The organism is Dysgonomonadaceae bacterium zrk40, assembly GCA_016916535.1.
GTDB lineage: Bacteria > Bacteroidota > Bacteroidia > Bacteroidales > Dysgonomonadaceae > Proteiniphilum.
The window spans coordinates 981,534-997,295 of record CP070276.1 but is presented as its reverse complement, the minus strand read 5'-3'; the positions used below and the strand labels follow the sequence as shown (position 1 = coordinate 997,295).

General features: G+C 49.4%; 9 protein-coding genes. 2 read left to right on the top strand and 7 right to left on the bottom strand.

Features of this window, described 5'->3' with window-relative positions:
* The first annotated feature begins 14 nt into the window (after positions 1-14).
* Together ftsZ and JS578_04305 are read left to right on the top strand one after the other, a co-directional pair.
* Complete coding sequence (gene ftsZ, locus JS578_04310; GenBank protein QRX64476.1) at positions 15-1,307, top strand: cell division protein FtsZ; 1,293 nt, start codon at positions 15-17, stop codon at positions 1,305-1,307.
* 57 nt (positions 1,308-1,364) lie between these two features.
* Positions 1,365-1,814 carry a GatB/YqeY domain-containing protein gene (locus JS578_04305; protein QRX64475.1) on the top strand — a complete coding sequence of 150 codons (450 nt, stop codon included), beginning with the start codon at positions 1,365-1,367 and terminating at the stop codon, positions 1,812-1,814.
* A gap of 12 nt (positions 1,815-1,826) precedes the next feature.
* On the opposite strand, the gene JS578_04300 is transcribed toward JS578_04305, so the two are convergent.
* From JS578_04300 to JS578_04270, 7 genes are all read right to left on the bottom strand, one after another.
* Complete coding sequence (locus JS578_04300; GenBank protein QRX64474.1) at positions 1,827-2,534, bottom strand: hypothetical protein; 708 nt, start codon at positions 2,532-2,534, stop codon at positions 1,827-1,829.
* 173 nt (positions 2,535-2,707) lie between these two features.
* Positions 2,708-4,690, bottom strand: coding sequence for a RagB/SusD family nutrient uptake outer membrane protein (locus tag JS578_04295; protein ID QRX64473.1), 1,983 nt, complete (start codon positions 4,688-4,690; stop codon positions 2,708-2,710).
* A 29-nt stretch (positions 4,691-4,719) separates the two neighbouring features.
* Complete coding sequence (locus JS578_04290; protein QRX64472.1) at positions 4,720-7,914, bottom strand: TonB-dependent receptor; 3,195 nt, start codon at positions 7,912-7,914, stop codon at positions 4,720-4,722.
* A 348-nt stretch (positions 7,915-8,262) separates the two neighbouring features.
* Positions 8,263-10,110, bottom strand: a complete 1,848-nt coding sequence (locus JS578_04285) for a SusD/RagB family nutrient-binding outer membrane lipoprotein (protein QRX64471.1) — start codon at positions 10,108-10,110, stop codon at positions 8,263-8,265.
* A gap of 13 nt (positions 10,111-10,123) precedes the next feature.
* On the bottom strand, positions 10,124-13,546 hold the full coding sequence (locus tag JS578_04280; protein ID QRX64470.1) for a SusC/RagA family TonB-linked outer membrane protein: 3,423 nt from the start codon (positions 13,544-13,546) through the stop codon (positions 10,124-10,126).
* A gap of 353 nt (positions 13,547-13,899) precedes the next feature.
* Positions 13,900-14,841: a thioredoxin-disulfide reductase gene (trxB, locus tag JS578_04275; GenBank protein ID QRX64469.1), complete on the bottom strand. Its 942-nt coding sequence runs from the start codon at positions 14,839-14,841 to the stop codon at positions 13,900-13,902.
* A gap of 169 nt (positions 14,842-15,010) precedes the next feature.
* Positions 15,011-15,664 (bottom strand): outer-membrane lipoprotein carrier protein LolA, encoded by a 654-nt coding sequence (locus JS578_04270; protein ID QRX64468.1) that lies wholly within the window; start codon positions 15,662-15,664, stop codon positions 15,011-15,013.
* Between the last annotated feature and the right edge of the window lie 98 nt (positions 15,665-15,762).

The following is a 15,762-nucleotide window of genomic DNA, read 5'->3' as shown; positions in this document are numbered from 1 at the left end:
AACAACTGTGTGTGATGAATGACGAGATACTGGAATTTCTAATTGATAGTCGTACCGATACCATCATCAAGGTGATTGGCGTGGGTGGTGGCGGTGGCAACGCCGTGAACCACATGTTTGAGGGTGGGATACATGATGTATCGTTTGCATTATGCAATACTGACAACCAGGCGCTGAAGGAATCACCCGTACCGGTGAAGGTGCAACTGGGACAGCACACCACCGGAGGTCTGGGTGCCGGAAACAAGCCCGAGGTGGCCCGTAAGGCTGCCGAAGAGAGCGTGCAGCTGATCGAGGATCTACTCAATGATGGTACCAAAATGGTCTTCATCACTGCCGGTATGGGAGGTGGCACCGGTACCGGTGCAGCCCCTGTCGTTGCCCGTGTGGCAAAAGAGATGGGGATCCTCACGGTGGGGATCGTTACCATTCCTTTCATGTTTGAGGGGCCACGCAAAATTGTGCAGGCCCTCAAAGGGGTGGAGGAAATTGCTTCTAACGTTGATGCCTTGCTGGTAATCAATAACGAACGGCTGCGCGATATCTACAGCGACCTGACCATGCTCAACGCTTTTGCCAAGGCCGACGACACACTGGCTACAGCTGCCCGCAGCATAGCAGAAATCATCACCATACATGGTCATGTGAACCTCGACTTTGCCGATGTGGAAACCACACTGAAAGACGGTGGCGTGGCGATCATGAGCAGTGGCCTCGGCAGCGGTGAGGATCGTATCAACGATGCCATCCGCAATGCACTCCACTCCCCGTTGCTGAACAACAACGATGTGTTCAGTGCCAAGAAGATACTGATGAACCTCGCCTTCGGCGAGGAGAACCCTCTTATGATGGAGGAGATGAACGCGCTGCATGACTTCATGTCGAAGTTCAGCAGGGAGATTGAGGTAATATGGGGTGCGGCAGTAGAAGAGGAGCTTGATAAGGAGGTGAAAGTGACACTGTTGGCCACCGGCTTTTCCATCACAGATGTGCCCGGCATCGAAGAGCAACATCAGGAACGTACCAAGGCTGAGGAGATACAGCGCCAGATTGAGCATGATGCCAGGATCGAGCAGGAGCGTAAGGACAAGGAACTGATAGAGAAATACTACGGCAAGAAAGGTCTCAAATCACTCACCACCGTCAACTACAGGCTGGAACCTTTTGTGCTCAGCATTGATGAACTGGACGACGACAAGGTGCTGGAGGCACTGGAGAAGACTCCTGTCTTCAAACGCGAACCGGATTTTAATCCGAGGATCTTTAAAACCGATGCACCTCAGGCATCAGGATCGTTGTTTGATTGACGTTCTGAAATATTTGACAAATAGAATTGAGTTGTAATTGAAAGAGGAGAAACGAATATGGCATTTTTGGATGTAATAAGCGAAGAGATTAAAAAGGCAATGTTGGCCAAAGACAAAGTGCGGTTAGAAGCATTGCGCGGGATCAAGAAGGAGTTGTTGGAAGCAAGAACCGCCAAGGGTGCTCCCGAAGAGATCACTGATGAAGCAACAGTGGCCATCATGCAAAAAATGGTGAAACAGCGTAAAGAGAGTGCCGAGATTTATGCTTCACAAAATCGGAGCGATCTGGCCGAACCTGAGTTGGCACAGATAAAGGTAATCCAGCAGTTCCTCCCGGCACAACTTACCGACGAGGAACTGACAGCAATCATCCAGGAGATTATCACAGAGACAGGTGCTGCCTCTGTAAAAGAGATGGGGAAGGTGATGGCAGTCGCTACCAAACGGTTGGCGGGCAGCGCTGAGGGACGGGTAGTCTCTGAAAAGGTGCGGCAGTTGCTCTCCTGACGTACTCCCTTTCTAGAACTTCCGTTCGTAAGGGACGTATACCTTTTTCATCCGTTTGTCTATCTTGTTGTTGCGTCGGGCTTTCTTGAGTAACTTCTGCAATTCGCGGTCACGATTTTTGCCTGCTTTGAAATCATCACTCAACATTAACAGTGAGATGGTTTCCTCATCGATAATGTTGCATCGAAACACCACTTCCCTGTTTTCAATGATCTCATTTTCTGCGAGCTGAACCTGATAGTCAAGTTCCGGTTCATATTGCATGCGATGGGTATGGTATCCCAAAGCCGAAACAACGATTGAACCTATTTTTTCCGTTTCCGTGAGAAACAGTTTTCCTTCCTGAGAGGTCACCTTCCCTTCCAGCAGTTTACCCGATTTGCTGTATGACTCAACCAGAATTGGGTATAAGGGATAATTGTTACTACCCACAACTTCCACCATGCAGCTGTCTTTCCGTGATGCGGGTAGTGTACGGGAAGAGGATTTTTCACCTGAATACTCACCGGTGTGAACCACCAATATATCTCCCAGCTGCTCATATTTCCCTTCTCCCACCTGTGCAACAGATAGTCCTGCAAAGCCACTGAGGTGAAACATGGCATGTTGATCTTTCAGGCAGAGTGAGTCATTGCCCTCACGGTAAGTACCTTCCGGTAGCTGGGCATATAACAAAATTGCGGGGAGGAGAAGGTATAGCAAGATGAGCGTTTTCTTCATGAGTTGTATTGTTATGTGAGTGTAGGACAAAAGTAACATTTTTTTACATGAGATGCGAGTGATCTCCCATAAAAAGTAAATTACATCCACCTGCCCATCTGCTTTCTTAGAATAAAAAAGCCGGGGAATAATCATTCAATTATCCCCCGGCAAGCATTGCTCGTTATGACAGTTTACTCTACATCTGTTGGTCCTGTTTGCGCCTGAATTCCCCAACCCGGGTTCTGGTAAACGACCGATGATTCAAAGTTGGATTTGTCACTGGCCGTAAGCCTGAATACATCCATGCCAATCGGTTCCAGGTAGTGAGCCGGTGTGAATAGCCAACCTCCTTGTGCGGCAATATTGTTGTTGACCGTAATCTTTTCATAGGGTACAATGTAATTGCTTAACGTGGGTGCTGACATGTTCCCTGAAGCTGCATCAACAATTGTCAAATCGGCCAATTCTGTCTCATAGCTGCTTCCCCAGAATTGCATGCCTTCAACCTTGTATGGATTATTTTTTAACTGATCCATTGCACGCCACCGCTTCAGGTCATCCCATCTGAAAGCTTCAGCGGCAAGTTCATTTCGCCGTTCACGACGAATATTATAGAGTACGGGATCAATCAATTGTCCGTGTGAATAAGCCCCAAAATCCCATTTAGCCTCTTCACTCATCAGCGTTGCATTGATCGTTTTGTTGTAGTCTTCATTGACCATTGCACGACGACGAATTGCACGCCAGTATTTGTCGGCTGTGGCATCAATGCTGCTGTTTTTCAGATAGGATGCTTCCATGTAGATCAGCATCGCTTCGGTTCCACGGAAGACAATGCCGCCACTTGTCCCTGAATCATGATCGTTGGCCATGATGGGTGAGTAGTGCTTTCCTTTCTTAATCATGTAACCGGTTGTAGCCTGACTGCCTGCATCACCAAATATGAGACGGATACTGGTAAGGTTGGGAGTCCCGTCGGTCTGGTAAAAATTAACATCTCCGGGCTTTTTGGTGAAGATCACGATTCTGGAATCTCTTCCCTGAAGGGTTTCATTGACCCCTTCTGTTTCCCATAATGGGTCATATCCGGACCCCTCTGCATAGATAGGTAAACCGTTTCGCATCAGGAATGAATTTACCATCCCTCTTGTCCAGCCTGATCCGCCTCCGTTACGTTCCAACTCCATCTGAAGGTTGTTTACTATACCCATTGACTTGTTGAAGTCTTTCCACATCAGTACCTCATCATATTTTTCCATATCTTCATCGGCAAACATCATGTAATATGGATTGAGGATATTGAGGGATGCATCCATTCCTTCACTAGTATCACTGTTTTCTGTCAAATTGTTGACGGTGATGTCACCCACGATCTTCGCAGACTTCATCGCTTCTCCAAGGAAATAATCAATTTCACTGTCAATGTTGAATCCCTGTACATCTGTCTGATTGCCGGGCCATCCAGTTCCTCCGGGTACAAATGCAGTCCCTTTGTGATATTTTTCCCAGGTCCCTTCATACAGCGCTACACGCGCACGCAGCAGATGAGCAACATTTTTGGATACTCTGTTTTTTCCATGCGGGGGTGTATCCATCAAAAAATCAGCTGCCTTATCCAAATCTTCCAGGATAAAACGGGCAACCTGGTTTCTGGGTTTTCTTTTGCTTGCTTCTATCAGTTGCACTTCATCGTCAGGCAACACTTCCGTTATAATTGGGAAATCACCGAAACTTTTCAATTTTTGGAAATAGTTGTATGCACGGATGAGATACATCTCACCGATGTAGTGTCTTACATGATCCTTGTTTCCGGTGATCTCATCTGCCTCGTACTTAGGAAGCACATTTTCGAGAAAGTAGTTGTTGGAACGAATACTCCCCCAGTTCCATCCTCCATCACCGGAAGGAACCTTCTTCTCACCCGGCTGCCAGAAAATGGGGTATCCCGTTCCTGCCTGATTGTCGGTGTGGTTGTCAATGCCAAAGAAATTGATGCCATAACCGGATGTCACGGTCTCAAAAGTATAGTTGTTTATGGTATAGGCAGCCAGGTCATCTACTGTTCTGAAATACATCTGAGGGGTGACCTGATCCAGCGGTTCCCTGTCGAGGAAGGAATCGCAACTCCCCAACAAGATTATAATAGTGATTAGTGACAAATATTTAGTCTTCATAAAATCTAATTTTATTAATTGGAAATGCATTAGAGCGTTACATTAAGGCCTACTGAAAGGCTTTTAGAGAGAGGGTAAGTAGCTCCGTCCCAACCTCCAATACCTGCTGTTTCAGGGTCGTAGATCTTCAAGCCTGTAAGGGTGAAGAGGTTCTCACCTGAAACGAAAAGACGAAGGTTATTCACCGCGAAACGACCGGTAATATTTTCAGGGAGTGTGTAACCCAGTGTGACATTCTTAAGACGTGCATAGGCTGCATTTTGCAGGAAGCGTGTCTGACTGACACGGTTACGTCCGTTTTCAAGTGGTCTGGGATAATAGGCATCAAGGTTAGGCCCCAGCGGACTTTTGGTGTCGGCCGGCCTGAAATAGTCAAGATGTGGTTCAAAGAAGTTGGTCTGCCAATAACCCACCGCACCCCAGAAGAGAGTGGTGCCACTGCCTGGCATGTAATCTCTTTTCAGTGTACCCTGGAAGAAGAGCTTCAGGTCAAAACCCTTGTAAGCTGCATCCATGTTCAGTCCAAAGTTATAACGCGGATTGGAGTTCCCGATAATTCTGCGGTCACCCGAATCTTCAACGGTATTTCTTCCTCCGTCAATTTTGCCGTCGCCGTTGAGATCTCTGTACATGATGTCACCCGCACCCCAGTTTGAACCCAGGGCACTCTGAGCACCATTCTGCATCGAGCTCAGGTGAGATTGCATCTCTTCATTTGTCTGTGCAATACCAATCGTTTCGTATCCCCAGATGTCACCAATCATCGCTCCCGGGTAATAAGTAGAGAGCGATTTGGATTCGTTCGGGTATCTGTCAATCGTGACGGTATTGTCCGAAAGGCTCAGGCTTGCTCCATAACGGAACTCTTCGATCATATCGCGCCAGATCAATTGCAATTCCCATCCTTTAGATTTCATATCCAGGTTGTTGACACGCGGTGTGGCAATGCCGAGAATATGTGGTAACTCAGGTGCTGGTCCCACCATGTCAATTGACTTACGTTGGAACCAATCGAAGGTGGCATTGAACCTATTGCGAAACATGGAAAGGTCAACCCCAACATTCAATGTCTCTGTTTTCTCCCATGTGAGCAACGCTGAAACAAGTGAAGATTCCCATGCCGTATTGGGCCTTTTGCCGTCAAGCAGCCATCCTCCGTTGGCATTACCCCTGCCAATTACCCTGTAGAATGGATACCAGTTATCGGTATTTTGGTTTCCTAGTTGCCCCCAGGAAACCCTCGGTTTGAGGTTGCTGATGATGTCGGTGTAATCTTCAAAGAAGTCTTCCCTGGCTACGTTCCAGCCGGCAGAAAAGGAAGGGAACAGGTTCCATCGTTGATCTTCCAGGAACCGTGAAGTGCCGTCATACCGCAGGTTTGCCTCCAGCAGATATCGACCCTTGTAATCATAATTGACACGTCCGAAATAACCTGCTGTCGCCCAGTGCCCGTAACCGCCACCTGTTCTGGCATTTGTGGTAGTGGTATTCAGAGTGGGGATTCCCGCTGCTATGTTGTCCTGTGATCCTGAAAGATTGCGATCGGTGTAAAGCTCCGCCTGAAAGCCGGCCATCCCCTTGATGTTATGTCCTTCTCCCAGTTCCCTGCTGTATTCCGAATAGATATTGGGATTGAAGAAGTTACTTTTGTAGGCGTATTCGTTCACACCGGTTGTCTGATTGGCGATTGCGTAGGGAATTTCGTCTACGTCATAAGCGTATGCTGTCTGCCAATCACGATGTCTGAAGTAATTTCCGGTCTTGTAGTTTAACTCCACGTTTGTTATCCATTTTTCAACGGGTTCAAAGCGGAAGGAGAGCTGCTGCGTGAAGACATCGTTCTGTATCTTCTCGTGGCCGCCGTCCTGAATCTGGTATACTTTCGACTCTGCGGTATAGTATCCGTTGGGATCCTTCACCGGAATAACCGGCCAGTAACGAATCAGGTCGAAGTAAAAGACGTTCCAACTGATGTCATCACCGCCGGTGAAGGAGGGTGCCTGATAGTCAGATCTTGAAAAACGAGCTGTATAACCCATCTCCAGCCAGTCACTCAGTTGGCTGTTCAATCTGGCCGTTACAGTGTATCTCTTTTTACTGTCATCACCATAATTGAGCAATCCTCCCTGATCGAGATAATTGCCGGAGAAATAATATTGGCTCACATCGTTGCCACCGTTGATGCTCAAGGCATGTTCCTGGGTGAAACTGTTGCCGAAATGTGTTTTGAGCCAATCTGTATTCCCTGCGGGCATGATGTCCTGTCTCTCGGGGTCATCAAATGAGTTCCATCGTCCGCCTCTTTCCCACATGAACTGGGTCGATTTGCCCTGTTGAAAATCCAGTATCTGCTGCAGTTTGTTTTCACTGTACATGGGGGCCTGACCACCATTTCCCAGCTGGTCGTTCACTGCCAGGGCAAAGTTATAGGAGTCAGCCATCTCCGGCATATTTAGTGGCGATAGAAAGCGGAAGCTATTGTTGTAGTTGATACTTGGTTTTCCACTTTTACCCTTCTTCGTGGTGATCAGAATAACACCTCCGGGAGCGCGTGAACCGTATATGGAAGAGGCTGCTGCATCTTTCAATACCGAGATGTTCTCTATGTCGTTCGGATTGAGGGTATTCATGTCTCCCTCCATCCCGTCGATCAACACCAGCGGAGATACGCTCGAACCTGTTCCGATGGTACCTATCCCACGAATGTTAAAACGTTGTGTTGCATTTAAAGCACCACCGTTTGCACCGGTGGTGATATTCATACCCGGTACAATACCCTGCAATGCTTCCACAACATTGTTCACAGGGCGTGCGGTCAGATCATCTGCGCTGACCGCAGATACCGCTCCGGTTAAGTTCTCTTTTCGCTGTGTGCCGAAACCCACTACTACCAGCTCATCCAACAGTTCGGTGTCGGATAGGAGTACTACGTTGATTATTTCTCTTCCGTTTACCGGGATGACCTGGGATTTCATACCCACATAGCTGATGCGCAGGGATCCGTTTGGTTGGACGCCTTCAAGTGTGTAGTTCCCGTCGATGTCTGTCACAGTTCCCCTGCTTGCATCTCCTTCCACAATGATGGTGGCTCCGATCACGGTCATCCCGCTTTCATCTGTCACTGTACCTCTGACAGTGAGATTCTGGGCAAAGAGGGTAACGGATAGCATGCCGAACAACAGCATGAATATCCCTCTGCTTGTAAAACAATTTCTACCTTTCATCTTTTTTTGTTTGATAATTTTACTGATTTTCATAATAGTATTTTTACTCTCTGATAACTTTTAACAACATGATATCTTATGTGATTAAACGTGGATGAATAAAGATAATAATACAGATATGGTTCTCATAATTTAAAATAAGTTGCAAATGTACTCATTTTTAATTAGAATATGAAATAACGTTGTGATGACATTGGCATCCTCAACTATATTGTACTGTTCTAAAGTTCATTTGGTCCATCTTGGTTGTAAATCCTTGTAATTTTTTTAACAACATGAACTTTTTTGACACAAAAAAAGAGAGGCTGGTCGACCTCTCTTTTTTCTTCTCGTTGAAATCTTTCAATATCAGGGTTTGTCCCACCAGATACGCCCTTCGGTTCTGTCAACAGCTGTACCGTAGTTGGGGTCTGTTTTGAGAGCTTCAACCGCTGCGTTGAAGTTATCCACGTTTGCGGTGTTGGGTGTTGGCAGCACATTTCTTCTGGGAATGACCAACCCGTCGCCACCGGTCTTGATCTCTTCAAAATAAGCTATGCCATCAACCGGTTCCGGCTGCGCCTTGAACGCCGGAAGCCCGGTGCGTTTCCAGGAAGCCCACGCCTCCTCGGGACGCATGAAGAGATTGACCCACTGCTGAGAGGCAATCTTTGCCATTGATACGCTCTGGAACTCCGGCTGAGCCAGGTAGGCATCAATTTTCGCCGTAGTGATGGGGTTGTAGTTGTCACTGTTCTCGTTCATCGCGGAGGGAACAGCCATCGCCTCAGCCCAGTTTTGGTACTGCTCCATTGAGGCACGGATGCCTTCACGATACCAGTTCAGGTCGCTCTTGCCACCCACGGAGCTACCTTTCTTCAGGGCAATCTCAGCCATCATGAAGCATACTTCCGGGTAGGTGATTAGTGGGGTGAAGAGGGTGATTTCATCTTGTGAAACATCATAAAGGGCCTGATCTTCTTTGTCACGCACACCCAGGGTGTTGCTTACCTTGCCGCCGTTTTTCACGTAAAAGCGACTCTCGATCTGGCTGTTGTTGCGTACCGTCATGGTCTGATCCACACCCTCATCATCCACATAGGGAATGGTGAAATAGGCATTGGTCGACCATAGGCTGTTGGTGCTGTCGGGGTTGGCTGCCATGCCGGTATAGCGGTCCGTCCATTGTGCGAATTGGGTGGCATAGTCGGGGTAGTACTTCTCCAGCGTTGCAAAAACCGCATCATTCTCGGCGTTGTTGTTTCCGTATCCGAAGCCGTTTCTACGCACCAGGATGGGCAATCGAGGATCATCGTATGCCTTCAGATAGTTCACCAATGCACGTGAGGCCACATAGTTGTTGGTTAACCCCTGCATGTCGTCGGTGTTATTGTTGTGTTCATTGGGGTGATGGTAAACCGCTGACTGTTCGTGCGAGACGATGATGCCGCCGGCATGGGCCAGCACTTCGGTGATCACGCTGTTGTAGAAGGAGTTGTCAGCTTTCTCCAGTCGCTGGGCCATCTTGATACGAAGTGTGTTGCCGAAACGGATCCAGTTGGCCACATCACCTCCGTAGAAGAAATCATTTCTGCCAAGGTTGTACTGGCTTTCATCGGAGCCCTGCAACTGTGCCACACTCTCCTTTACTTTTTCGTCGAACACCTTGTAGAGAGGATTGCCGTTGATATCCTCCTGATAGAGGTCATATCGCGGAGTGGCGATCCCTTCGCTGGCCAGCTTGAGACCTTCAGTGTAGGGGGCAGCTCCGTTCACGTCAAACATCAGCCAGGCCTGGTAGGTCTCCAGCATGGTTGCAATGGCGGCCACATCCTGATACCGTTCTTTTTCGGGATTCAGGGGAATGACCGTGTTCACAAGGTAACGCAGCCTCAGGCCAATCTGGCCGAAGTAGTCGCTGTAGTAGGGAGTGTAGGGAGAAGGGCGGGAGGTGCCGTTCGGGTTGACATAGATGCCGGCAGAGGCTCCGCCGCTGCCCACGATGTATTGCATCAGCTGCATCACGCCGCTATATTTGCCGGTGAGATGATGGCGCTGTGAGTTGTTCCAGTTTTCGGTGGCTCCGCTGAAGGCGTTTCTGGGATCAACTGTTCCCAGCAGTTCCGGATTGGTGTTCAGCTCCTGATAATCCTCCAGGCATCCCGAGAAGAGTAGGAGGGATGCAATTCCCAGTATGAGATATTTTATCTTGTTCATAATGTATGAAATGTTAGAATCTGAGGGTAAAGTTTATGGCATAAGTACGGGAAAAAGGTACGGTACCGATATCCATCGGGGTCAACGGGTTGTTGTTCGAGATGGAAGCGGGGTTGAGTCCGTCGGTCAATTTGTTTACCAGGTATCCCAGGTTGCGGCCGGTGAGACCGATGCGGAAATAATTGGCACCAAGCTTGTTCAGGATGCTCTCCGGCAGTCGGTATCCGATAGTGATTTCGCGCAGCGAGAACCAGGTGTTGTCCTGGATACCCAGTTCGCCCGGCATGCCCCAGCCCAGGTTGTAGTAATAAAAAGCACCTGCAGGCATCGGACGGATACCTTTTTCAAGTCCCTCCTTATAGGTGAGACCACTTACATCAATCCGTGTGTTGGGGTCGCTTGCGAGCGGCGCGGTAGCGCCTTCGTCAAATACTCCATCCAGCGGATAGACATCGTATACCTCCTCACCCTTGTAGTTGGTACGCTGCCAGCCACCGTTTTCCATGTCTCGTCCGTAGAGCGATGACTGAAGGGTACCCATGGAGGAGGCGTACTTGTATGTGTTCGAGAAGAAGTTACCACCCACGCGGCCGTCGACCAGTGCGTAGAAGTCGAAGCTTTTGTAGGAGAAGGAGGTGTTGAAGCTAAGCAGGAAATCGGGTTCCACCTTGCCCAGTTCCACCCTGTCGGGTACCCCCTTGTCGTAATTGGTGGTATAGCCATATACCGGTACGCTGGTGGGACTGCCTGCAGCTCCCCAGTAGGAGATCAGTGGCTTACCGTTTCTGGGGTCTGAGGGGTCTGCCTCGTTGTTGAAACGTGCGATAGCAGCTCCGTAGGGGTTGTTGTAGGCGGTTGTGAGCACACCAAATTTACCCCCTTCGTAGGCCCAGATTTCGGGGCCACCGTCGTACTGACCCATCAGCTGCCACTCCTTCACATTTTCGTGCAGTTCGATGATCTTGCCCCTGTTGAGTGAGAAGTTGCTTCCCACCGTCCAGCGTAAGTCGGCCGTACGTAGAGGTGTTGCTTCCAGAGATAGCTCAATACCCTGGTTCTGAATATTACCGGCATTGATCAGCTGGTTGCTGGCTCCGGCTTCGGTAACAGCAGCTACCGTAAGAATCTGGTTGCGGGTGTTGGTCTTGTAGTAAGCGAAGTCGATGTTGAACCGCTCGTCAAAGAAGCGCAGGTCGGTACCTAATTCGATGGACTGTTGTACCTCAGGCTTCAGGTCGTTGTTCCATGCCGTTCCCAGGTTGGGGTTGGCAATCAGTACGCTCTCCCTGTTGGGGTCATATTGTGCACTCTGCGAGAAGACACCGAAACCGCGGGTGGTGTAATAAGCGGAAGTGCCCATACCCACTCGTGAGAGGGATGCGCGCAGCTTACCGTAGGAGAGCCATTCAGGCACCTCAAAAGTGTCGCTGAAGACCCAGGAGGCGTTGGCCGAGGGGTAAAACACGGTGTAGTTGTTCATCCCTGTAGACATGTACGAGGGGTAGGTGAGGGTGGAGAGCCAGTCGTTACGGCCGGTGAGCTCGAGGAAGAGCTGGTCCCTCCAGGCGAAGTTGAGGATGGCCGAGAGACCGAACGCCTGGTTGTTGCGTGGCGTGTAGTCGAAGTTCGGGGTGATCCTGTTCACTGAGTTGGAGAAGGCAAACACGGCAGGTGAAACCAGACCACCGTTGGTACTCTTGTTCCAGGAGTGGGACTCGGTGTTGCCATACAATTCTGCGGCCAGGATGCCGTCGATCGTGATGGTCTCATCACCAAGCTGCAATTCATTGTTCATGCTCTGCAACATCCCGAGGAAGTTGTAGGAGCCTGAGTTGTTGCCGCCACGGCCATAACCGCCGCTGCCTGTAGGTCCGTAGTTGGCACCCTGTCCGTAGGATTGCCACATGGTGGAGATACCGTAGTAGTTGTAGTTGCCCTGGATGCTGGCCGTCAGCTTGGGGGCGATCTTGGCCCTGAGTGTCAGGTTGCTCAGCATTGAGTTCTCAGACCGCTGGTCCAGGTTCATATCACGGTTGTGGAGATATCCCCTCAGAGTGCCCCAGGGGCTGTCGGTCTCCACTGCTTTTGTTTCCGGATCACGATAGAGATCTTCGTATGCAGCTACATCCATGTTACGGGGTGTGTAGTAGGTGGTCATCATCCCAAGGTTGCCGCCCCAGTTCCATCCTCCCTGGTTGGCACCGTTCTGTGCGCGTGAGAAGGCATAGTTGACACCAGCCTCCAGTGAGAAGACATCGTTTAATTCGGTTAGCCCCCGGAAGGATATTGCATGACGGCTGAACTTGTTCCGCTTGAATACACCGTTGTTGTCGGTAAATGAATAGGAGAGGCGGAAGGAGGATTTCTCACCGCCACCGTTGATTGCAACGTTGGTGGTGCTGTTCAGTCCAGCCTGATAGAGCGATTTCCAGTTGTCGGGATGAGCCACAAAGGGTGTGGCCTGACCGTGCGGCAGATACTGGTTAATCATCGATCCATCCATCTTCGGACCAAAGCTCGCGGCTGTGCGCTGCAACGAACCGTCGGCAAGGAAGCCCCCTTCGTATCCGTTACCGGGTGCGCCAGCACCATAGACGTTCTGCAGTTCGATGGGAGACTTGTAGATGTCAGTGGTTTCCAAAATCTGGGAGATTTCCACACCCAGTCCCTGCTTGCCGTAACGACCACCTTTCGACTTGATCACAATGGCGCCGTTGGCTCCACGTGATCCGTAGAGTGCGGTGGCGGCAGCCCCCTTCAGCACGGTGACACTCTCGTAATCGGCCGGGTTGAGGTTCTTCAGCTGTGATCCCCAGTCGGTGCCGTCCAATGCACCACGCAGCGGCTCCTGGATGATCATACCGTCGACTACGAAGATGGGGGAGTTGTTCTTGTCGATCGATTTAGCACCACGGATGGTGATGGAAGAACTGGAGGTGACTCCCGAAGCACCGGTCAGGTTGATGTCCAGACCCGCTACCTTGCCCTGCAGGGCGGTAATTGGGTTGATGGCATTCACCCGTTCAATCTCTGTGGTGGAGACACTCGAGGTGGCATAACCAACCGAACGGGCTTGCTTGGTGATGCCCAGGGCGGTCACCACTACCTCGCTCAACATCTCGGAATCCTCGTTCATCACCACGTTGATAGTGGTGCGCCCGTTCACCGGTACACTCTGTGTTACCATGCCCACATAGCTGAACTGCAGTGTTGCGTTAGATGGAATATTGGGCAATATATAGTTGCCGTCAATATCGGTGACCGTACCGCGTGACGCATCTCCCTCCAGGATGATGGTCGCACCGATCACCTGTTCTTGTCGATTGTCGGTCACCGTACCCCGCACGGTGAGATTCTGTGCAAACAGAGACAGGGTCATCACGCTCAGCAGGAGTGTGAACAGCCCTCTTGATGGAATACAATTTCTACGTTTCATTCTTTTTTGTTTGAAAATTAATGAATTAACACATGTTGGCTCTTTTCGGTTTGACTTGCTTTTGTATTGCTCATTGACATTGATAAAAAATTTCCCCCAAAAATTAAAATTACTTAATTGAATTCGCATTATTTCATAAATGTTGCGCAAATATACAACTTCAATTTAAATTCATTTACAAAAAAAATCCACTTTAACATTTATGAAACTTAAAAAGGCCTGTTTTGAACCGTGGTAGTGTTAAAACGAAACGAGTTTATTTCATTTTGACGATATTTTGCACTTCGGATTAAAAAAACTCCCTGTAGTGGTACAGGGAGTTAAATCATTTTGAATGGTTATGTTCCGTTTGCTCAGAGACTTTTTTCAGTGAGATAACGTTCAGCATCCATGGCTGCACGACAGCCTGTTCCGGCAGCAGTCACTGCCTGGCGGTAAATTGGGTCAGCTACGTCACCACAGGCAAAAACACCTTCCACATTGGTCTTCGTAGTGGGTGCTTCGGTGTTGATGTATCCCACTTCGTCGAGCTCCACATAATCCTTGAAGATTTCGGTGTTGGGTTTGTGTCCGATGGCCAGGAAGAATCCATCTACGGCAATGTCATACCGCTCTTCATCTGTTTCGCCCATTCGTTTCACCAGGTGCACACCTTCCACACCTCTTTCGCCGAAGAGGCCTACTGCATTGTGCTCGAAAAGGACCTCAATCTTTGGATTGTTCATTACCCTTTCCTGCATGATCTGTGAAGCACGGAGATAGGGTTTGCGTACAATCATGTAGACCTTATCGGCCAGACCTGAGAGGTAGGTGGCCTCTTCGCATGCAGTATCACCTCCGCCCACAACAGCAACCTTTTTCTTGCGATAGAAGAAGCCGTCGCAGGTGGCACATGCTGAGACACCCTGACCGGCGTATTTCTTCTCATCATCCAGCCCCAGGTATTTTGCGGTGGCACCTGTGGAGATGATCACCGTGTCGGCTTCAATCACCTTTTCATTGTCGATGGTGACCTTAAAGGGGCGCACTGAGAAGTCAACAGCGGTAGCCCTGCCTGACCTGACGTCGCTACCAAAACGGCTGGCCTGTTTTTTTAAGTCTTCCATCATCTCGGGACCAGTGATGCCTTCCGGATATCCGGGGAAGTTCTCCACCTCTGTAGTGGTGGTCAGCTGTCCGCCTGGTTCCATTCCCTCGTAGAGCACCGGTTCCAGGTTGGCCCTTGATGCATAGATGGCAGCGGTGTAGCCCGCCGGTCCTGATCCAATGATCAGACATCTTACTTTCTCGTTCATATGTTTCGTTACAATTTAAAACCTTCTCCGTCAGGGAGGCATCGGGAGAAGGGGTTTGGTTGAATAATTGTTTCAAAGGTACAAATTATCTCTTACACCGGGAACCGATATTTGCAATATCTATCCGCGGTAAATGGAAAATATGGAGGGAGTTGCATCCCCTGATGCTTTATCTCAGGTCGATTATCTCGACGTTGGGATGACCGTTTTTGTCGAAGCGAAACTCCCCGTCTGCGAAGTTGTGGTTGGCATTGTAGTCCGAGATGTCGATTCGTTGCTTGCTGCCGTTTTGCATGGTCAGCGTCACCTGTACCAATGTGTGGCTCTTTTGATCGATCGCAGCTTCCACCTCTTTATACTCCATGTTTCCGACGGTTGGTACCATCCTGATCAATTGAACCTGCTTGTTATGGATGGTTTTGCTGACCGGAGCTGTACGGATGTAACCGTTGCGGTAGATGCCCAGCAGGGCCAGGGGGCTGACAGCCGTGATCTCATCCTGTGTAGGGGAGCTGATGTTCACTTCATTCACCTCTTTCATCAATACCCACTGTGTGGAGCCATCGAACCAGACATCCATCTGGTCGGTTTCAAGTCTGAATTTGTTACCTTTGATGAAAGCGGTGCCCTCCATCGCCGCCTGTTCGCTGCCGTCGTTGCCGAGGGTGGCAGCACGAAAGGTGAGGCGGATGCCTTTTGATGCTTCAAAAGATGCGTAGGTCTTGTCGAGCAATACTTTTGCTTCGGCAGAAGGCTGCTGCGAATGCACCATGAGGGTGATGAGCAAAACTGCGATGGTGAGTATATTTCTTTTCTTCATCATGATCCTTTTTAATTGGTTTATCGTTTAGACAGCAAAGATGTGCTCCGGTTTAAAGCAACGGTTGATTACACTGAGTGTTACTCCCTTTTAGTGTTATT

Excerpts from the sequence above, each read along its gene's own strand:
- ftsZ (QRX64476.1), top strand. The coding sequence starts at position 15 with ATGAATGACGAGATACTGGAATTTCTAATTGATAGTCGTACCGATACC.
- JS578_04305 (QRX64475.1), top strand. The coding sequence starts at position 1,365 with ATGGCATTTTTGGATGTAATAAGCGAAGAGATTAAAAAGGCAATGTTG.
- JS578_04300 (QRX64474.1), bottom strand. The coding sequence starts at position 2,534 with ATGAAGAAAACGCTCATCTTGCTATACCTTCTCCTCCCCGCAATTTTG.
- JS578_04295 (QRX64473.1), bottom strand. The coding sequence starts at position 4,690 with ATGAAGACTAAATATTTGTCACTAATCACTATTATAATCTTGTTGGGG.
- JS578_04290 (QRX64472.1), bottom strand. The coding sequence starts at position 7,914 with ATGAAAGGTAGAAATTGTTTTACAAGCAGAGGGATATTCATGCTGTTG.
- JS578_04285 (QRX64471.1), bottom strand. The coding sequence starts at position 10,110 with ATGAACAAGATAAAATATCTCATACTGGGAATTGCATCCCTCCTACTC.
- JS578_04280 (QRX64470.1), bottom strand. The coding sequence starts at position 13,546 with ATGAAACGTAGAAATTGTATTCCATCAAGAGGGCTGTTCACACTCCTG.
- trxB (QRX64469.1), bottom strand. The coding sequence starts at position 14,841 with ATGAACGAGAAAGTAAGATGTCTGATCATTGGATCAGGACCGGCGGGC.
- JS578_04270 (QRX64468.1), bottom strand. The coding sequence starts at position 15,664 with ATGATGAAGAAAAGAAATATACTCACCATCGCAGTTTTGCTCATCACC.